Raw genomic sequence first — 18832 nt, 5'->3', positions numbered from 1 at the left:
AAATGACTTTCGCGGACGGCACAACTGGAATCGTCTACCGGGAAACCATCGTGAAGGGACCGCCCCCTGTCGACCCGGTTGTCCTCGTCGTAACCTTCCGACTGCGGGGTATTCATGGCCGTGCACACGCTCTGTTTCGGGCCGAAAGCCTTTTCAACACACCGCTTTTCGTTGGCTTTCCCGGATTTGTCTCGAAACTGTGGCTGAGTGCTGATGAAGAAAACCGGTACCGCGGATTCTATCAGTGGGATGGAGAAAGGTCCGCTCGAGAATACGCGTGCACGTTGTGGTGGATTCTCGCATTGGTATGCTCTCTCGATTCGATTCGCTATCGTGTGCTGCCAGGCGCATTTCGTGACAACGTCCTCGCGGACACGCTGTCGGCAGGAAAGGCCATGCCGGAAGGCGCCATGAGTCCGACCGACGCAGTATGGTGGCGGCTGGTCCAAGAGCGAAAGCCATAGATTCCGTTGCCGGAGCGGGGTTAGCTGTCGGTCGGGGGCAGCGACCGTTGATCGGCTGTGGCGCTTCAAGGCGTAGCCGTGCCGACGCACGGAGCTATCGTGCGCTCCGGCTCCATTCTGGTGAAGGGGTCGTCACTGCCGAGACAATCGGTAATACCCTAGACACCGACAGCCCCGCACACCAAACTCGCGCGCCGGCGCACCACGCCACTAAACACGCTGAACCTGCGACATTCTTCGCGGATGGCCTAATACACTGGGCCGAAACTTCAACGTGTTTGCACTGCTCCGTCCCGCCAAAGGCCCTGCAATCAGGTTGGCACCGCAGTGATCATGAGTTTCACCAACGGCGAAGGGTGACGCAACCTCCGTTGTCGGGACCTCGCTCGTGCAGCTGCCTGCTGGGTAGGTGTTCATGGAAAGTCGCCGTCCTCCTGGTCGAAATGATCCCGAGTTACACGCTCGGGAGTGGACGTTACTTTTCCCTCCGCTTGGGTGGCAGGCCCCCACAACTCCCAGTCGGTACCTGGCCTTGAACTATTCACCCACGCTCCGAGAATCTCCGGTACACAATTCGAAGGCATGCTGCTCATGGTTCCCGCTGATCAGCATGAAACCGTCACTGCAGCGTCAATTCCCCGCGGACACAGAGCCAGCACCGCGCGAAAACCATCGGAAAGTGCCGCCATCAGCACCGACAGATCAGGAGTCGCACCAGCATCCGCGTTGATCCCGATACACGCATGGTCGCAGTACGACATCAACGTCACGTTGAATGCCGAGCCGAGAGTGGGACTGAACGCAAATTGCCTGGTAATCGCCGCGCCCGCAAGATACAGAGCTGTCGAGGAACCTACGACGTTCGAGGCAACAAAATCCATGTGTTTGAGCATGTCGCCGGTCACCGCAACCGGCAGAATATTCAGCATCGCAGCCAAGTGCGGAGAGAGCGGAATTGCAGGTTCATTTCGCCAGCTTTCGACAACGTCGCGGACTCGGCGCATCAGCTGATCCGGACTCGCAATATCGAGTGGTAGCGCAAATCGCGCCAATGATATTCGGTTGCCGCCCAGTGGATCTCGATCGGTACGCAGACTGATCGGCAAGGTCACCATCAGATCCGGCGGCACAGCGCCATGGCGGCAGTGGTACTCCGCCATTCCGAGGAGAACAGCAGCCAAGAATGCATCGTTGATCGAGCACTCCGTGGCAGTCGCGGCTGCCGCAAGCGCCGCGACCGGAAACTCGACCACACCGAAACTTCGACGCGTACTACGCGCAGTCATCACCGGTGACAATGTGGTAGTCGCCGGTCGTGTCATACGCAGTGCCGAACCGATGATTCGTGCGGCGCCGCGGCCGGTATCGGCAGGATGCCGCAATGCACGTGCACCCTGCCGAACGGCAGACCCAAACGCCGTCCCCAGTGAGATCGCTACGGCATTGGCACCGGTCGGATGATCAATAGATGTCACAGTCTCCCGCGCGGATCGGCGCGATTCCCCTTCTCTTGTCTCGTCTGTGATTTCACGTGTCAGTTGCATTCCCCCGACCCCGTCGGTGAGAGAGTGATGGACCTTGACCACCAGTGCCGCGCCGCCGTCAGCGAGTCCGTCGAGCACTGTGAACTCCCACAGCGGACGATCCTTGTCGAATGCGGCCATCCCAGCTGTGCGTGCGAAGTCGAGAACCTCTTTCCAGGTTCCTGGCTCCCGCACGGTCAACCGACGCAAATGCCAGCTGAGATCGAAGTCAAGATCGTCTACCCACCGAGGTGGAATCCAGGGAATCGAGCTCGGAACCGCTCGGCATCTGAACATCGGCACCACATCGATGGCGCGATGCATGACTTCGATCATTCGATCTTGGTCAGGACTTCTGTCCAGCAAAACAATCGAGACGATGGTCGAGCGAAGAATTGGATCCTTTTCCATCCGCCACGACATCAGGTCCGTCTGCGTCATCGATCGTGCGCACGCTGCATTCATTGCTACTCGATCCAGTTCTCGTCACCCGTCATCACATCTGTTGCTGTTCAGGGTTGTAGTCGTATCTCGTCTACTCCAGGAACCGACGATGCAAGTGCGATGACGACTCCTCGCTGCGGATCGTCCTCGGAAATACCACTGACAGTAAGTGTTCCGTCGACAAACCCCACTGCCCACAGATCCGGGCCGCCGTAGAGGTCGAGTCGATGCCGCACTTCGTCGACGATGCGATCAGGATCAAGCGCCAAGAGGCCGATCAGGTCCTGGCGCGTCACTATTCCGATGACATCGCCCTCCTGCACAATCGGCACCGCACGCAGTCCGGACCGGAGCATGGCCGAGGCGAGGGCGTTGATCTCAGCGTCTGCGGTCATCGCAATGACCGGCTTGGTCATCACGTCAGCGACGGATTCGTCGGCGGACACGACCCGATCTTCCTGCGACGCACCGTGAAACCTACTCCGGAGAAGGTCACCCTCGGAGACGATCCCGACAAGGTGCTTGTGTTCGTCGATCACCGGAAGCACCGAAAACCCTGACCGAGAAATTACTTGCAGGCATTGGTCCGTACTCGCCGCCTGATCGATCGTCGTCACCGGACTACTCATGATGTGCCGTGCGAGCATGACGATCTCCTTTGGCTGCCCGGTAAGGCAGCAGACGTCGAAGGACTGATGTATCCAGCGTGACGGAATCCCATTTCGAGCGGAAGGGACCTGGGCACCGCGCGTGTACTGGTAATCGACATCGAGTGCAGTGACTTCCGCCTCTGTCGACCCGACACGCACCAGAGTTCGCTGAACACTGTCGGCCGCGATCAGGTGAGCGGCCCCCCTCCGATCGGGAGAGCCCATGAAGACGAGCCGTTCAGCCGCCACGCATCCAGTCGCCACACACAGGTGGGTTGTACCGATCGATGCGGTCGGCCCCGGCGATGCTCCCACTATCGGCGGCAAGGCCGCCAACCTCGGCGAACTGATGCGGTCGAAATTCCCGGTTCCCCCGGCATTTGTAATCAACACTGCAGGTTATCTCGACGCAATGGAAGCTTCCGGGTTTCGAGAACTGCTGAAAACGGGGCCTCTGCCACACGTTGACAGCACCAAAGACGCGATCTGCTCGGCAGTCCTCCCCGATGCGATGCGCGCGGAGATTATCGACGCTTATCGTGTCCTCGGCCCTTCGACGACACGCGTCGCCGTCCGTTCGTCAGCGCCGGCCGAAGACGCGGCCGACACGTCGTACGCCGGTATTCACGATAGCTTCACGAACGTGTCCGGCGACAGGAATCTGATCCACGCGGTCCGAAAGTGTTGGGCATCTCTGTGGTCGGATCGAGCATTGACGTACCGCAGTCTCCAAGGGGTAACCGAAGAGCCGTCGTTGGCAGTTGTTGTCCAACACATGGTCGATGCTGAACAGTCCGGCGTCGTGTTCACCGCCGATCCACGCACCGGCGCGAGAGATCGCATCGTGATCGAAGCTGCTACCGGCCTGGGCGAAGTAGTCGTGGGCGGGCAGGTGGAACCAGATACGTATGTGGTGTCAAAACCGGACTTTTCCGTGCTCGATGTGCATATCGGCTCGCAATCCTTCGCGATTGCGCTATCGGAGGGGACTGAACGATCGTCGGAAATTCCTCTGCTGCAACGTGAACAACAGATCCTCACCGAAGATCAGATCCACCGGCTCGCGGTTCTTGCGGCAGCCGTAGAAGATCACTATCAGCGACCGCAGGACCTCGAATTCGCCTACAGCGGGCAGCAACTGTGGCTGGTCCAAACACGCCCGATCACCACGCTGGGGCAGCATACAGAAGCGAAACCACCTGACACACAGGCAGATATGTCGAGCGCACAGATCCTGGCCCACGGACTGGGAGCCGGACCGGGCACAGCCACCGGCCGGGCACGGGTCCTGCGTTCGGTGGCCGACGGTCGCAATCTCCTCGACGGCGAAATTCTTGTGGCACCGATGACCCGACCGGACTGGCTGCCTGTTCTCCGGCGCGCTGCCGCAATTGTCACCGATGGCGGGGGCATCACGTGCCACGCCGCCATTGTCGGCCGCGAACTCGGTCGGCCGGTCGTCGTCGGAACACGCACGGCAACATCAGATCTTACCGACGGAATGTTGATCACTGTCGACGGAACCGCGGGAACGGTCCGCGCGGCAGATACTGCAGCGGCCGCAACGACGAGCGCACCCACAACCCAGATCGCACCTTCCGCCGTGCCGCACCGCGGACCGACAACGGCGACATCCGTCTACGTCAACCTGGCAACACCGGAGGCTGCGGAGCGAGTAGCCGCCACAGATGTCGACGGTGTCGGCCTGCTCCGGGCAGAGTTTCTGATCATGGACGCCCTCGAAGGACTGCATCCCCGCACGATGATTGCGCGTGGCCTACACGAGAAGTACGTAACCGCAATGTCTTCGGCTCTCTCGCGGATCGCAGCCGCATTCGGTGCACGACCCGTTGTCTATCGCGCCATCGATCTCCGTACCAACGAATTTGCGAACCTCGAAGGTGGCGAGGTCGAACCACACGAAGACAACCCGATGATCGGCTACCGCGGATGTTTCCGCTACATCCGTGAACCCGAATTGTTTGCACTCGATCTCGATGTCATCACCGAAACCCGTAAGCGCCACCCGAACGTTCATCTCATGATTCCGTTTGTTCGAACTGGGTGGGAACTGTCCAAATGCCTCGCGCAGTTGGACGCGCATCCTCTCGGGGCGGATCGTCGTATGCTGCGATGGGTCATGGCCGAGATACCCTCGGTGGCGTATTGGATACCGCGTTACGCAGCAATGGGCATCGACGGAATATCCATCGGCACCAATGACCTCACACAATTGGTGCTGGGCGTAGACCGGGATTCGGAAATCTGCAAGGACCTCTTCGATACCATGGATCCTGCAGTACTCGAGACCATCGACACGATCATCGAACGCGCCACCGCCGCAGGTTTGACGACCTCCCTCTGCGGCCAAGCTGTGTCCACCGATCCTGCATTGGCGGAACATCTAGTGAGACAAGGAATCACGTCTGTCTCTGTGACTCCCGATGCAGCCGATGCGACTCGTCGAGCAATTGCGGTGGCCGAGCGTCGAATACTTCTCGGTCAGGCTCGTGCCCACGAAATCCCGGCCGACAAGAATCGTCCGTAAGCATAAGATTTTCAGCCGGTGGGTAGTGGTTGAACGGCTGTGCCGCCGGCAGGGTGCAATGCCCCCGATCAGGACGGAAATACTCTTAGACCTGATAGTTCACATATCCGCGTGTAATACCGCTCGACATCCGCAGGTCTGCACGGCGCAGTTCCTGGCGTCTGCAGCATCGCTGCACCCGCCGCAACACCGAACTGCACGGCTTCGATCAGCGAACGATCATGCACGAGTGAATACACGATGCCCGCAACCATGCTGTCACCTGCACCGACTCCACTGATCGACGCCACATCCACCGAGGGAACATACTCGGATACATCAGCCGTAATCACCAGAGCTCCCTCCGCCCCCAGCGAGACAACCACCACCTCGGACACTCCCTGTTCAACAATGCTTCTCGCCGCCGCTGCTTGTTCCGCCCGAGACTCGAGAGGCAGATCAACCCAATCACGGAGCTCTCGAACACTCGGCTTGACGAGGTAGACGCCCCGCTGCAAGGCCCGCAACGCGACGCCGGAGGTGTCTACGACCAGCAGGGTCGGTGTGTCGGCCAGCAGATCGGAAAGACGCTGACAGAAATCGGCGTCTACCCCTGGAGGCAGGCTTCCGCTCACGACGACAAAGCGGGAATCGGTTGCGAAGTCGCGCACACGCTCGAGGCACGACTCCACCTCTGCATAGGCAACGGTCGGGCCGGGCAGCACGAAACGGTACTGGAAACCTGTCGACAGGTCGTCAACGGTAAAGCTCTCGCGGGTAGAACCGGTGATCGGCACCGCAGAGAACCGCACCTGCTCACCAGTCAGTAGATCCTGAACCGCCTGCCCACAGTGCCCGCCCGAGGGAAGGAGCGCTGTCGCGTCCTCCCCGAGCGCATGCAGAACTCGAGCCACATTCAGTCCACCTCCCCCGGGGTCGCGGCGAGGGGCTGCGCAGCGCATCTTATCCGTGGCATGCACTGCAGGTGCGCTGGTGGAGATATCGAGCGCAGGATTCATCGTCACCGTCACGACACGCGAGCTATTCTGCGACATGAAGTATCACCTCTAGATGAAGTGTGGATCCGTCACGACGGAGTGAATGTGCCCAGCCTCGTTCCCGGATGACTTGAAGCATGGGTGCGTTCTCCCCCATCACCTCGGCCACCATGCGCCGCGCACCGTGTCGGTATGCCTCATCTTCGAGTCCATCCAAGAGTGAGGTACCGATTCCGTGCAGCCGCTCATCCTGCGCGACTACGAGGGCGAACTCCACCGTCGGCGGTGTCACCCCGTCCAACATGACGAAGTTGCCGACCCCAACCAATTCGTCGCCGATGAACGCCCCGATGGCGCATCGCCACTTGTTGCACTCGCACAACTGATCGGAAAAGGCGGTGAGTTGTTTCGGTTGAGGCCCGAACCATCGCATGTACGAATCGTGCTGGTCGAGACGCGCATGTAATCGCTGCACCGCACCGGCGTCATCTGCGCCGAGGCACCGAACTGTTGTCGTGTCGATTCCGCTGCCCGTCGCGGCCATCGCTCATCACCTGATTCGGCTGGAGGGATACCTCCCGATTGAACCGTGGCATTGCCTGTAGTGGGCAGAGACTTTTGTCATCGAATACCGTCCTTCGCCCACTACCCGCCGACAGTCACCCCGCGAACACTGGATTGTGGAGAAATACGGATGTCGCCCGCAAGGAGGACCCATGACCGGCACCAGATCACCGACCGACGTCACTCGCGATCACGTCGTCATAGACCGACGCGGGCTCGACGACCTGATCACAGTATTGTCCGCCGGGGGTTACCGTGTCATCGGCCCCACGATCCGCGACAGCGCCATCGTTCTCGATACGCTCGTATCCGGTGACCAATTGCCGGTGGGCTGGGGTGTAGAGACCGGTCCTGGTCGATATCGATTGCGTCGGCGGGCAGATGCCGCCGTCTTCGGTCACTCTGCCGGGCCGCAATCGTGGAAACAGTATCTTCATCCAGCGCGTCAACAACTGTGGAGCCAATCCCAGGACGGTATGTTCCACGCGCCGGCAACCGCGCCGGTGAAATATGCCTTTCTCGGCGTACGCGCGTGTGACCTTGCAGCGATCGGAATACTCGAGACGGTCCTGGCCGCCGGCGGACGTTCGAGTACCGGTCTTGTCGAGAATCTGTTCGTCATCGCCGCCAACTGCACCGAACCCGGCGGGGTCTGTTTCTGTGCGTCGATGAATACCGGCCCCGAAGCCAGAAGCGCGTACGACTTGTCTCTGACCGAAAGAATCGACGACGACGGCCACAGATTCATTACACGGGTCGGCACCGAAGAAGGAGCACGGATACTCGCACTCGTCCGAAGCAGACAAGCCACTGACCGGGAAACTACCGAGGCCGCACGAGCTGTCGCCGACGCGGCACACCACATGGGCCGCGAAATGCCCGACATCGACCTTCGCGGCATGCTCCGCGACGCTCGGGACGCCGATGTCTGGGAGGACGTCGCCTCGCGGTGCTTGACGTGCGGAAACTGCACAATGGTCTGTCCGACATGCTTTTGCACCACCTCCGAGGATGTCTCCGACCTCACAGGTGACCATGTAGAACGTTGGCAGCACTGGTCGTCGTGTTTCGACCTGGACTATTCACAACTGCACGGCGGCATAGTACGGACCAGCGGCGAAAGCCGTTATCGCCAGTGGATTTCTCATAAACTCGGCACCTGGCACGACCAATTCGGTTCGTCCGGATGCGTCGGGTGCGGTCGATGCATCGACTGGTGTCCGGTGGGAATCGACATCACGGCAGAAGCGGCTCGCCTGACTGGTGCCTTGAATGTGGAACCCGACAGCAATACCGGTGGTCACTCATGAACGATCACACCCGCGAGCACTGTCCGAGAGAAATCGAAGATCTGGCCGACGATCAACGTCATGAACTCGCTGCCATCTCTCACGAAGTGCAGTTCACGCAAGGTACCGTGCTGTTTCACGAGAGCGGCCACGCTGACAGGTGCTGGTTACTTCAGTCAGGCCGAATTGCCCTCACCACAACGATTCCCGGACGCGGCGACGAAACTGTCGAAACGCTGTCCGTCGGCGAAGTGTTAGGCGTTTCCTGGTTCCAACCACCTCGACAATGGCAGTGGACAGCGACTGCGCTCACACCCGTGACAGCAGTCGAGATCGATGCCACGATGCTGCAAGCGGTCGCCGAAAGCGATCCTGCGCTCGGACGGGCAGTGTACTCGATCCTCGCGGACACACTCCTCCACCGAATGCAGGCGACGCGCGCACGCCTGCTCGATGTCTATGCACGCGAGCATGTTCGGTAAGCCGTCGAGCGAGCGGGGCATGGCTCCCCGACGCGATGCACTCGTGCCAACCGCCTGCCGAGTCATTTCTCGCCACGACGAGAACAGCGATACTTCGACCCTGACCCTGGCCGCACCCGAGCATGAGTTCCCCGGGTTCTGTTCCGGACAGTTCATGATGGTCTATGCGCGGGCGGTGGGTGAGATTCCCTTGTCGATCAGTGGAGACCCCACTCGTACCGATCACACTGTGGTCCATACTGTTCGGGCTGTCGGGGCTGTCAGTCGCGCACTGCGCGAAGCGTGTGTCGGTGATGTCGTCGGAATACGAGGGCCTTTCGGAGCTGGATGGGATCTGGAGTCTGCGAAGGATGATCTTATTGTCGTCGCCGGTGGGGTCGGCTTGGCGGCAGTGCGTTCGGCGGTCCTGGAGGCACTGGCTTGCGGTCGATTTCGTCGTATCGTCCTCCATGTCGGCGCTCGCCGACCATCCGATCTGTTGTACCGCGCGGATCTCGATACCTGGAGTAGGGGAAACGTGGTGGACGTCGAGTTATCCGTCGACGTGGCCGATCCTGCCTGGCGCGGGCATGTCGGCTTTGTCACGCAGTCACTCGGAAGAGGTGTTCTCGAACCCGAATCCACGACGGTTCTTCTGTGCGGGCCTGAGCCGATGATGCGGATGTCGGCTCGCACCATGATCGGTAAAGGGATTGCACCGCAGAATATTCGGGTTTCACTCGAGCGGAACATGCAGTGCGGGGCCGGGCTTTGTGGGCATTGCCAACTCGGCGAACTTCTACTCTGTCGTGACGGTCCGGTGGTCGACTATTCCGTAGCCGGGCCGCTTCTCGTAGTGAAGGAGTTGTGATGAGCACCCCGACTATGGCGGTCTGGAAGTTCGCGTCCTGCGATGGATGCCAGTTGACGCTGCTCGATTGTGAAGACGAATTGCTCCCTTTGGCCGAGACAGTTCACATTTCGCACTTCCTCGAGATGTCGAGTGCGGTGGAAGTGGGGCCCTATGACCTCTCGCTGGTCGAGGGGTCGATCACCACCGCTGCCGATGTCGAACGTATTCACCGAATCCGGGACAACTCCGAATATTTGGTGACGATCGGGGCCTGCGCGACTTCTGGTGGGATACAGGCCCTGCGGAACTTTGCGGACATCACCGAGTTCATGTCCGTTGTGTATGCGAGCCCCGAATACATCGGTACTCTCGCCACCTCCACACCGATCGCCGCCCATGTGCCGGTCGATTTCGAATTGCGGGGCTGTCCTATCGATCGTCGACAACTACTCGAGGTGATCTCGTCGTATTTGGCCAGACGCAAGCCCAATATCCCGGACACCAGTGTTTGCGTCGAGTGCAAACGACGCGGTCTTACCTGCGTCATGGTCTCCGACGGCACACCGTGTCTGGGGCCGGTCACCCATTCCGGCTGCGGCGCGCTGTGCCCCGCGCAGTCGAGGGGGTGCTACGGATGTTTCGGTCCGTCGTCCGATCCGAACTTGACTGCCATGTCCGGGTGGCTGCGCATCTGCGGGATGACCGACGAGGGCATCGAGCGGGTCTTCTCGACCTTCAACGTCTCCTCCCCCGAGTTCGACGGGATCAGGCGAGATGGACAATGACAGCGCCCGGAATACCACCCGGGTGACGCTGGGTTCCCTTGCACGTGTGGAAGGGGAAGGCCGCCTGTCCTTCACGGTCCGAGATGGCCGTGTCGAGGCCGCTGAGTTGAACATCTACGAACCCCCACGGTTCTTCGAGTCGTTTCTCCGTGGCCGCGATTTCCGCGAACCTCCCGACATCACCTCCAGGATTTGTGGAATCTGTCCTGTTGCTTATCAAGTCAGCGCATGCAACGCGATCGAGCAGGCCTGCGATGCCGACCTCGACCAACCGATTCTCGATCTGCGCCGACTCCTCTATTGCGGCGAGTGGATCGCCAGCCACACTCTGCACATCTACCTGCTCCATGCTCCTGACTTCCTGAACGTGAGCGATGCCGTCGAACTCGCCCGCATCGCGCGTCCAGACGTCGAACGTGGCCTGGCCTTGAAGAAAGCAGGAAACGCGATACTCGACCTGATCGGTGGTCGATCGATTCACCCGGTCAATGTGCGCCTCGGCGGCTTTTATCGAGCGCCGACGCTCAGCGAACTCGGGCCTCTCGCCGATCAATTGCGCACGGCACTCGACGACGCTCTCGCGACGCTGCGGTGGGTGTCGCACTTCGAGTTCCCCGATGCCGAGATCGATTACGATCTGCTCGCACTTACGCACACTGGCCAGTATCCGATCGAAAATGGTTCATTGACAACCGCATCCGGATCGATTTTCGCGCCGTCAGAGTTCTGCGCTCATGTCGAGGAACGCCAGGTTCCTCATTCGACGGCGCTGCACGCATACTTCGACGGCCACGCCTATCTCACGGGGCCGTTGGCGCGATACAGTCTCAACTCCGCCGAACTATCGGATACCGCACGTCAAGCGGCCACCGAAGCAGGCTTGGGAGCAGTGTGCCGCAACCCTTTTCAGAGCATTGTGGTGCGCGCGGTAGAAACCGTATTTGCGGTAGACGAGGCGTTACGACTGATACGCGAGTACCAACGACCGGATCAACCGTACGTCGACGTCTCGCCCCATGCCGCGACCGGGTACGGCGTCAGCGAAGCACCGCGGGGCGTGCTGTACCACAGCTATCAACTCGATCCAGAAGGCCGGATCCTGCGCGCCACCATCATTCCGCCCACCTCACAAAATCAGGCAGCCATCGAAGACGACCTCCGCAAGACCCTCGCCGCGAATCTGATGTTGACAGACACCGAGTTGGCACAGCTGTGCGAGAAAACCATCCGGAACTACGACCCCTGCATCTCGTGTGCCACCCATTTCCTCGATCTGACGATCGACCGCGCATGACCGTCACGGTGATCGGGATCGGCAACGACTTTCGCCGCGACGACGGCGTCGGACTTGCCGTAGCGCAAGCGATACGGCACCTGCACCCTGCCGGCGCCCGTGTAGTGGCCACGAACGGCGAGGCTTCCACGCTGATCGATACCTGGTCCGGCTCGGAGTTGGCGGTATTTGTCGACTCGTATCTCCAGACACACGCTGTCGATAGTTCACGGCAACCGGGAAGGATACGTCGATTCACGAGATGGCCGAACGAACACTGCGGACACTGCACCAGCTCACATGGACTGGGCATCGTCGAAGCGCTGGCATTGGGGGCTGCACTCGACCGAAAACCACGCCGCGTGGCGATCTATACAGTCGAGGCACAAGACATCGGTTTCGGCATCGGACTTTCACCCCCCGTTGCGGCGTCCGTCACCGTAGTTGTATCCGCGATCATCGAAGAGATCGTCAACCCTGCGAAGATCCCTTCGTCGAACAGATCACGGACTTTCGCCGTCGAATACGGCACTTCGCCTCTATTCCACAGGTCGTTCACCCCAGGACAATGAAAAAGTGCCCGTACCGCGAACCACACCATTCCGTCACGGAGACAACATGTGTCAGTCGCAGCAACAACGGCGAAAGGGTCGCGAGGTCGCGGTCACGTGTCATCGGTGCGACCAGCGACACGTGAATGCAGAGGAGTCGTTCCATGAACGAAAAACACTGGTCGGTGGACATCACCATCGACGAGCACACATCAGCAAACGGTAACCGCACTCGCGCGATCGCGCGACTGCATTCACAGGACGACACGCACTTCGCCGGCGCGGGATTCGCGCGCTGCAACCCGTCCGACCTCGACGTACCCGAAATCGGTGACGAACTCGCAGCCTCGCGCGCTCTTGCCGACCTGTCGCGACAATTGATCGAAGCCACCAGAGCGGATCTCGTGGGCATCACGCATGAGCCTATTCACCTGACTTCCTGAGCCGATTCGTTCAGCACGCGTGAGGAAGGTGAAAGGTAATGTCGGACAAGTTAACTCCACTCGATGCCGGGTTTCTCGAAGTCGAGGATTCGGATTCCCACGCGAGTCTCGCCATCGGGGCATTGGTGATAGCCGAAGGCCCCGTACCGACCGATCGCGAGTTTCTCGAGCGATTGAGCTCACGGATACGATTCATCCCACACGGCACGGACTGTCTCCATACAGTTCCCGTCGATCTGGCGGCCCCGACGTGGACGGCGGATCCGAACTTCGATCCGGCGCGCCATGTTATGAGGATCGCAGTGCCCTCGCCCGGGCGACTGCAAGACGTTGCCGCAACAGTGGCGTGGATCATGTCCGAGCGGCTGGATCGAGATCGCCCACTCTGGCAGTGCTGGCTGATCGAAGGCCTCGAAGCAGATCGGTGGGCAGTACTGACGAAAGCGCACCATTCGCTGGTGGACGGGGTCAGTGGCGCTCGCTTGTTCGACGTACTGTTCGACTCGCCGCCGGAATCCGTACCGGTTGGTGACAACACCACGAGCACGAGCGGTCCCGGATCGGAGAAATCGGCGTCCCTGTACAGCACGTTCATCGGTGTTTCGACCGCCGCGCTGGGCGCACCTGTCCGTGTGTCTCGCCAGCTACTGCGGAGAGCCGCGGGTTTTGCACACCTTCTCGGCGATGTGCTGACCCCGAGCCGGCGAACGACGCTGATCGGGCCGATCGGTAGTCAGCGGAGGTACGCCACGGCCAACCTTCGGATGCAGGACGTGAAGGCAATTTGTTCGACGTTCGACGTAACCGTCAACGACGTGGCACTGGCTTGTGTGACTGGTGCTCTTCGTTCACTTCTTCTGCACCGCAACGAGGACCCCGACGGGCACTCAGTGCGTTGCCTCGTGCCGGTGTCGGTTCGAACACCCGACGGCGATGTATCGCCGCACAACGAGGTTTCTCTTCTTCTCCCGTTTCTACCCGTGGACGTACCCGATCCTGTCGACCGACTGCAGGTGATTCACGAGAGACTCTCACGGTACAAGCGAGGAGGGGAATCTCGCAGTGGTCACTTTGTCACGACGCTCGCCCAGTATGTCCCGTTCGTATCGTCTGCATGGTTCGTGCGACTTGCGGCGCGGGTTCCTCAGCAAAGCATCGTCACCGTTGTCACCGACGTCCCTGGACCTACAAGGAAATGCCGCCTGATGGGTCGAGAGATAGTCAGCATCTACCCTTTCGTGCCGATCGCCGTGCGCTTGCGGCTCGGATTCGCGCTACTGAGCTACAGCGGCCAATTCGCGTTCGGCATCACAGCCGACTACGATTCTGTCCCCGAAATCGATCTTTTACCAACGTTTTTGGAGAGTGAACTGAGAATCCTCGTGAGCGCCCAGGAGTCGAGCGTACGAGAACCCGACGACACAACCGAGAGTGGACCGTAGCTTCGGCTACGCCTGCCCGGATCGGCGCCGCCGCGTCCACCTCCATATCTCGTCACACCCCCACACCAGGATCGGCAACGGCAGTAGCCACAGAACCTGGTACCACTCTGGTGTCACTGTTCCGAATACTCGCTGCAATGGCGGTACCGTCACCACAATGGCGGCGAATGCCACTTCGAACGCAATTCCCCACAGCAACAACCTATTCGAGAACAGTCCGATCTGCTGCAGAGACGCATGCTCGGTGCGTGATGCCATCGCCGTGCCGATCTGACAGGACACGATCCCGAGAAAACTCATTGTCGTGGCCAGCTTCCAGGTGTGCTCGAGCGAGCCAGTCGACACGTCCGCCCCGAAAGTCCACCCTCCTGATAGGAGAGTTGCCATGAACAGGCCCATGACTGCCGCTGCCGAGACCCCACCGAGCAATCCCCACGACCGAATCAGCATCGCTTTGTCCACGACATTTTGCGAGGCTTTTCGCGGCGCCCTGTCCATCAGTCCGGGTTCTTCTTGTTCGCGGCCCAGTGCCAACGCCGGCAACGTCTCGGTACCCAAGTCGATCGCCAGTATTTGCATCACTGTCAGAGGAAGCGGAATCTGCCCTCCGGACAGCGCGTAGACGAGAAAGGGCACCACTTCCGGTGTGGCGTGCGCAAAAATGTAGACGATGAATTTCCGGACGTTGTCGTAGACCCTGCGCCCTGCTTGGACGGCTTCGACGATGGTGGCGAAATTGTCGTCGGTGAGCACCATCGTCGCTGCTTCCCGGGCGACATCGGTGCCGGATCTGCCCATTGCGACCCCGATATCCGACCTTCGCAGTGCCGGAGCGTCGTTGACGCCGTCGCCGGTCATCGCGACCACATATCCACCGGCGCGTAGAGCGTCCGTTATCCGCAGCTTCTCCTCGGGCGAACTGCGGGCGAAGATGATCTCGTTTTCGGTGTAGAGGAGCGCGTCGAGGTCCTTCTCCGACATCTCTTCGAGTTCAGCTCCGGTCACCACCTGCAAACCTCTGTGCCCGATGCCCACACTTTCGGCAATTCCGCGGGCGGTCAGGCCGTGATCGCCTGTCACCACGATGATTCGAATTCCGGCCGAATGGCATTTCGCTACAGCGTCCTCGACTTCGGGCCGTGGCGGATCGATCATCGCGGCGATGCCGAGCAACGTCATCTCTCGTTCGGCCTCGCCACGATCGAATAGTTCTCCGTCGGCAACGCCAACCGAGCGTTCTGCCACCGCGATCAGTCTCAGACCCTCACCCGCCCAATCATGCACCAGCGCAGCAAGGTCGGAGCGATCTTCGCGCGAAATGTTGCGCTGGGCCCCTTCGGGTTCCGCGATGCGCGTGCACAGGGACAGGATTTCCTCCGGCGCGCCCTTCGCGTAGATCTCGAACCGATCGTCGACTCGATCCACCGTCGACATCCGGCGTAGTTCGGGATCGAACGGGAAGGTGGCGTCATGGCCTTTCGGCGCCGCGGATACGGGCTCGCCGATCAGAACCGATGCGCGCAACATCGCCAACTCCGTGGGATCCCCGGTGCTCGTGTTCTCTCCGGTCGGAGTGTCGTCGCGTAGTTCGGCAGAGCAACAGGATGTGACGGCGTGTGCCATCCGGCGCGCCAGGGACTCGGCAGGCTGAGGTTGACTGTTGCCGTCGAAAGCGAGAACTCCGCCCGGTGTCCATATCTTGATCGTGCGCATACGGTTGACAGTCAGTGTCCCGGTCTTGTCGGTGCAGATCACACTCGTGGAACCGAGCGTCTCCACCGCCGAAATCCGTTTGACCAGAGCACCCTTCCTGGCGAGAGTGCGCACTCCGACAGCCAAAGCCAGCGTGATGGTCGGCAGAAGCCCTTCCGGAACGTTGGCTACAAGGAGCCCGATTGCAAAGTTCACCGAATCCCCCCAGGACAGTCCCGCAATCAGACTCCCGAGCGGTATGAACGCCGCACCCATCACGACGGCCACGCAGGCAATCAGCCACGCCACCTTCTTTACTTGCTTCTCGAGCGGGCTTTCGTCCCGCCCTACCCGTTCCGACAGAGCCGCGATTCGTCCGATCTCCGTGCGCATGCCGGTGGCAAAGACCAATCCGATTGCCTTGCCGCCCAACACGTCCGTCCCACTGAAAGCGATGTCCCGAGCCGCCACAAGAGGACCTGCGCCGCCACCTGAATCAGCGGAAATGGAGACGGGAACGGACTCTCCGGTCAGTGCCGACAGATCGACCTGGACGGAGCCGGACACCAACCGTGCATCTGCCGATACCCGCCCCCCCTCGTAGAGAACGACGACATCGCCCGGAACGAGGGCCCGCGCGTCAACGACTGTCTCGACCCGGTCCCGCAACACTGTCGCCTGAGAAGGAAGGAATGCAGAGAGCGCCTCCACTGCTTGCTCGGCGTGTAATTCCTGGACGAACGCGAAGACCGCATTGACCAGAATCACGAAGACGATTGCCACGCCTAACGGGGTGGCGCCACTGACAACCGCGAGCGCCGCAGCCATCCACAGAAGCAGCGCGAGCGGATGAGTCAACTGCCGAAGCACCTGACCTGGCCACTCACGCCCGCGCCGACGCTGGAGTTCGTTCGGTCCGTGGACAATAGCTCGACGCTCCGCCTCCCTGGACGAGAGGCCCTGCCGACCTGACCTCAGATCGCGAAACATCCGTTCGACGGATTCACGCGGATTCACCGCATCCGATTCCGAATCGATGACCGTTTCGGACACACGCACCTCCCACACGGATCGAAATTCCGCGAACAGTTACTCGGTTCGAGGTTTCTCCGTACACGAGCGCAATACCAGGGTCATCGGTCGTCAAATCGTGGCTCACGACCTGCCAGATCGGAATCGAGGTCGCAGGCCATACAACTAGTGACATTCGACCATGTAGACGACGGTCAGATGGGCGCGAGGCTGGACGGTAAACGGAACACGTCCCTCACGTCCTGGCCTCCAGCAGGACTGGGCAGTTCGAGTCCGTTCTGCACAGAATCAGGAATCACCATGAACGCAACGATCGTCGTCGTCATCATCGTCATCGTCGTCACATTTCTGCTTTTCGCAATGGCAGTGCGAGTGGTCACCCAGTACGAGCGCGGTGTTCACTTCCGGCTCGGAAGGATCATCGCGGTGCGCAATCCCGGCCTCACGCTCATCATTCCCGCGATCGACCGGATGACCAAGGTCTCCATGCGGATCGTCACGATGCCGATCCAATCGCAGGGAATCATCACCCGTGACAATGTAAGCGTCGACATTGCGGCAGTTGCCTACTACCGCGTCATCGATGCCGAGAAATCAGTGGTCACTATCGAAAATGTCAGTTCCGCCATCAACCAGATCGCCCAAACCACTCTTCGCAACGTAGTAGGTCAACACTCTCTCGACGAAGTCTTGTCCGAGACAGCGGTGATCAACACCAGCATTCGTCAGATACTCGACACAACCACGCTGGACTGGGGTGTCGAGGTAACGCTGGTAGAGCTCAAGGACATTCAGCTGCCCGAGAGCATGAAGCGAGCGATGGCTCGCGAAGCTGAGGCCGAACGGGAGAAGAGAGCGAAGATCATTGCAGCCGAAGGTGAAGCGCGTGCCGCCGCCGGACTCGGCGAAGCGTCGGACACCATGATGGCCCACCCGTTGGCACTCCAACTGCGTAATTTGCAGACCCTTGCCGAACTCGGTGTCGAGAAGAACACCACCGTCGTATTCCCCGCGCCGCTGATGAGCGCAATCGGCGAACTGGGGTCGTTCCTCCAACGGGAAACTACTTCTGCCGAAGAGCTGTCCAGCCGCGGGTCGAATGAAAACACCGTCAACGAAACAATCTTCGACGACAACGCCCTCAACACCATCCGTTCGTGACGTAGCCCGTCAACTCATGCCGCTCCGGAAGGCGGACACCATGCGCAGCTATCTGATTCGCTCGATCACTCGGCCCAGTCGCTGGTGGAATCAGGTGCCGTGGTCCTCGAACCGGCTGATGCGCCCCTCGGACCGACTCCTGTCCTCTCTGATTATCGCCGTATGCGCAATCGGCGCTCTCGGAATACCTGTCTCGGCGGCAATCGGGACTTCCGTCTACACATCCGGCCGAGCCCGAATCGAACAGCAGTACAACACCTACCGACAGTGGAACGGAACAGTCGCAAACACCTCTCCATCGGTTCCATCGACTCCCGAGATTCCAGCAAACCCGATAGGTTCGGAGACAACAGTTGCCGGTGCCGCGAGGAAAGTCGTGACGTGGACGATGAACGGAAACTCTCGCACCGAACCGGTGATTGCACACTTCGGTGCGCATGCCGGTGACACGATCAAGGTCTGGACGAACGGCAACGGCAACCAGGTTCAACCACCACCAGAAACGTCGATTGCGGCCGTAGACGGAGTGGCCGCTGCGATCGTGTTGTACGGTGCGACCGTTTTCGCGATGTGCATGATGATTTCCGCAGCACGAACAATGATCGGTTGGCACAACGATCGGATGTGGGACACAGAGTGGAAGAACAAATTTCAGCAGCAGGCGTGAAACTGAAAACCTC

General features: G+C 60.2%; 16 protein-coding genes. 11 read left to right on the top strand and 5 right to left on the bottom strand.

Going from position 1 to position 18832, the window contains the following annotated elements; translation table 11 throughout:
- Positions 1 to 1069: 1069 nt before the first annotated feature.
- Both FEZ60_RS02660 and FEZ60_RS02655 read right to left on the bottom strand, forming a co-directional pair.
- The gene (locus FEZ60_RS02660) at positions 1070 to 2452 is read right to left on the bottom strand and encodes a wax ester/triacylglycerol synthase domain-containing protein (protein ID WP_172935472.1); all 1383 of its coding nucleotides are present in this window, start codon (positions 2450 to 2452) and stop codon (positions 1070 to 1072) included.
- A 47-nt stretch (positions 2453 to 2499) separates the two neighbouring features.
- A complete protein-coding gene (locus FEZ60_RS02655; protein WP_172935471.1) occupies positions 2500 to 3078 on the bottom strand; it encodes a CBS domain-containing protein in 579 nt (192 codons plus the stop codon).
- Between the two features lie 226 nt (positions 3079 to 3304).
- Here FEZ60_RS02655 and ppsA point away from each other — a divergent pair, with 226 nt between their 5' ends.
- Positions 3305 to 5629 (top strand): phosphoenolpyruvate synthase, encoded by a 2325-nt coding sequence (gene ppsA / locus FEZ60_RS02650; protein ID WP_172935470.1) that lies wholly within the window; start codon positions 3305 to 3307, stop codon positions 5627 to 5629.
- A gap of 68 nt (positions 5630 to 5697) precedes the next feature.
- Here the strand turns inward: ppsA and FEZ60_RS02645 are convergent, their stop codons facing one another.
- Both FEZ60_RS02645 and FEZ60_RS02640 read right to left on the bottom strand, forming a co-directional pair.
- Entirely contained in the window at positions 5698 to 6663 is a 966-nt protein-coding gene (locus FEZ60_RS02645) for a 1-phosphofructokinase family hexose kinase (RefSeq protein WP_172935469.1), read from the bottom strand.
- Entirely contained in the window at positions 6650 to 7150 is a 501-nt protein-coding gene (locus FEZ60_RS02640; RefSeq protein WP_172935468.1) for a GNAT family N-acetyltransferase, read from the bottom strand. Before FEZ60_RS02640 ends, FEZ60_RS02645 begins: the two co-directional genes overlap by 14 nt.
- Positions 7151 to 7322: 172 nt before the next feature.
- Between FEZ60_RS02640 and FEZ60_RS02635 the strand changes: the two genes are divergently transcribed.
- From FEZ60_RS02635 to FEZ60_RS02600, 8 genes are all read left to right on the top strand, one after another.
- On the top strand, positions 7323 to 8480 hold the full coding sequence (locus FEZ60_RS02635) for a 4Fe-4S dicluster domain-containing protein (protein WP_172935467.1): 1158 nt from the start codon (positions 7323 to 7325) through the stop codon (positions 8478 to 8480).
- Positions 8477 to 8941, top strand: a complete 465-nt coding sequence (locus FEZ60_RS02630) for a cyclic nucleotide-binding domain-containing protein (protein WP_172935466.1) — start codon at positions 8477 to 8479, stop codon at positions 8939 to 8941. Before FEZ60_RS02635 ends, FEZ60_RS02630 begins: the two co-directional genes overlap by 4 nt.
- Complete coding sequence (locus FEZ60_RS02625; RefSeq protein WP_242484421.1) at positions 8919 to 9791, top strand: FAD/NAD(P)-binding protein; 873 nt, start codon at positions 8919 to 8921, stop codon at positions 9789 to 9791. Before FEZ60_RS02630 ends, FEZ60_RS02625 begins: the two co-directional genes overlap by 23 nt.
- A complete protein-coding gene (locus FEZ60_RS02620) occupies positions 9791 to 10558 on the top strand; it encodes an oxidoreductase (RefSeq protein WP_172935465.1) in 768 nt (255 codons plus the stop codon). The genes FEZ60_RS02625 and FEZ60_RS02620 overlap by 1 nt, the downstream gene beginning before the upstream one ends.
- On the top strand, positions 10548 to 11852 hold the full coding sequence (locus tag FEZ60_RS02615; protein ID WP_172935464.1) for a Ni/Fe hydrogenase subunit alpha: 1305 nt from the start codon (positions 10548 to 10550) through the stop codon (positions 11850 to 11852). The genes FEZ60_RS02620 and FEZ60_RS02615 overlap by 11 nt, the downstream gene beginning before the upstream one ends.
- The gene (locus FEZ60_RS02610; RefSeq protein WP_172935463.1) at positions 11849 to 12403 is read left to right on the top strand and encodes a hydrogenase maturation protease; all 555 of its coding nucleotides are present in this window, start codon (positions 11849 to 11851) and stop codon (positions 12401 to 12403) included. Before FEZ60_RS02615 ends, FEZ60_RS02610 begins: the two co-directional genes overlap by 4 nt.
- Positions 12404 to 12546: 143 nt before the next feature.
- The gene (locus FEZ60_RS02605) at positions 12547 to 12825 is read left to right on the top strand and encodes a DUF1876 domain-containing protein (RefSeq protein ID WP_172935462.1); all 279 of its coding nucleotides are present in this window, start codon (positions 12547 to 12549) and stop codon (positions 12823 to 12825) included.
- Between the two features lie 38 nt (positions 12826 to 12863).
- On the top strand, positions 12864 to 14267 hold the full coding sequence (locus FEZ60_RS02600; protein WP_172935461.1) for a wax ester/triacylglycerol synthase family O-acyltransferase: 1404 nt from the start codon (positions 12864 to 12866) through the stop codon (positions 14265 to 14267).
- Positions 14268 to 14273: 6 nt separating this feature from the next.
- On the opposite strand, the gene FEZ60_RS02595 is transcribed toward FEZ60_RS02600, so the two are convergent.
- Positions 14274 to 17012: a cation-transporting P-type ATPase gene (locus tag FEZ60_RS02595; RefSeq protein WP_346343320.1), complete on the bottom strand. Its 2739-nt coding sequence runs from the start codon at positions 17010 to 17012 to the stop codon at positions 14274 to 14276.
- Positions 17013 to 17291: 279 nt separating this feature from the next.
- Between FEZ60_RS02595 and FEZ60_RS02590 the strand changes: the two genes are divergently transcribed.
- Together FEZ60_RS02590 and FEZ60_RS02585 are read left to right on the top strand one after the other, a co-directional pair.
- The gene (locus FEZ60_RS02590) at positions 17292 to 18152 is read left to right on the top strand and encodes a slipin family protein (RefSeq protein WP_172935460.1); all 861 of its coding nucleotides are present in this window, start codon (positions 17292 to 17294) and stop codon (positions 18150 to 18152) included.
- A 40-nt stretch (positions 18153 to 18192) separates the two neighbouring features.
- On the top strand, positions 18193 to 18819 hold the full coding sequence (locus FEZ60_RS02585; RefSeq protein ID WP_172935459.1) for a hypothetical protein: 627 nt from the start codon (positions 18193 to 18195) through the stop codon (positions 18817 to 18819).
- The last annotated feature ends 13 nt before the right edge of the window (positions 18820 to 18832 follow it).

This window comes from Rhodococcus sp. MS16 (assembly GCF_013277795.1).
GTDB lineage: Bacteria > Actinomycetota > Actinomycetes > Mycobacteriales > Mycobacteriaceae > Rhodococcus_F > Rhodococcus_F globerula.
The sequence above is the reverse complement of the archived record's forward strand: the minus strand, read 5'-3'. Positions and strand labels throughout refer to the sequence as shown.

Bases quoted from the DNA above. Each gene is read 5' to 3' on its own strand.
- FEZ60_RS02660 (WP_172935472.1), bottom strand. From the start codon at position 2,452: ATGAATGCAGCGTGCGCACGATCGATGACGCAGACGGACCTGATGTCG.
- FEZ60_RS02655 (WP_172935471.1), bottom strand. From the start codon at position 3,078: ATGCTCGCACGGCACATCATGAGTAGTCCGGTGACGACGATCGATCAG.
- ppsA (WP_172935470.1), top strand. From the start codon at position 3,305: ATGAAGACGAGCCGTTCAGCCGCCACGCATCCAGTCGCCACACACAGG.
- FEZ60_RS02645 (WP_172935469.1), bottom strand. From the start codon at position 6,663: ATGTCGCAGAATAGCTCGCGTGTCGTGACGGTGACGATGAATCCTGCG.
- FEZ60_RS02640 (WP_172935468.1), bottom strand. From the start codon at position 7,150: ATGGCCGCGACGGGCAGCGGAATCGACACGACAACAGTTCGGTGCCTC.
- FEZ60_RS02635 (WP_172935467.1), top strand. From the start codon at position 7,323: ATGACCGGCACCAGATCACCGACCGACGTCACTCGCGATCACGTCGTC.
- FEZ60_RS02630 (WP_172935466.1), top strand. From the start codon at position 8,477: ATGAACGATCACACCCGCGAGCACTGTCCGAGAGAAATCGAAGATCTG.
- FEZ60_RS02625 (WP_242484421.1), top strand. From the start codon at position 8,919: ATGCACGCGAGCATGTTCGGTAAGCCGTCGAGCGAGCGGGGCATGGCT.
- FEZ60_RS02620 (WP_172935465.1), top strand. From the start codon at position 9,791: ATGAGCACCCCGACTATGGCGGTCTGGAAGTTCGCGTCCTGCGATGGA.
- FEZ60_RS02615 (WP_172935464.1), top strand. From the start codon at position 10,548: ATGGACAATGACAGCGCCCGGAATACCACCCGGGTGACGCTGGGTTCC.
- FEZ60_RS02610 (WP_172935463.1), top strand. From the start codon at position 11,849: ATGACCGTCACGGTGATCGGGATCGGCAACGACTTTCGCCGCGACGAC.
- FEZ60_RS02605 (WP_172935462.1), top strand. From the start codon at position 12,547: ATGAACGAAAAACACTGGTCGGTGGACATCACCATCGACGAGCACACA.
- FEZ60_RS02600 (WP_172935461.1), top strand. From the start codon at position 12,864: ATGTCGGACAAGTTAACTCCACTCGATGCCGGGTTTCTCGAAGTCGAG.
- FEZ60_RS02590 (WP_172935460.1), top strand. From the start codon at position 17,292: ATGAACGCAACGATCGTCGTCGTCATCATCGTCATCGTCGTCACATTT.
- FEZ60_RS02585 (WP_172935459.1), top strand. From the start codon at position 18,193: ATGCGCAGCTATCTGATTCGCTCGATCACTCGGCCCAGTCGCTGGTGG.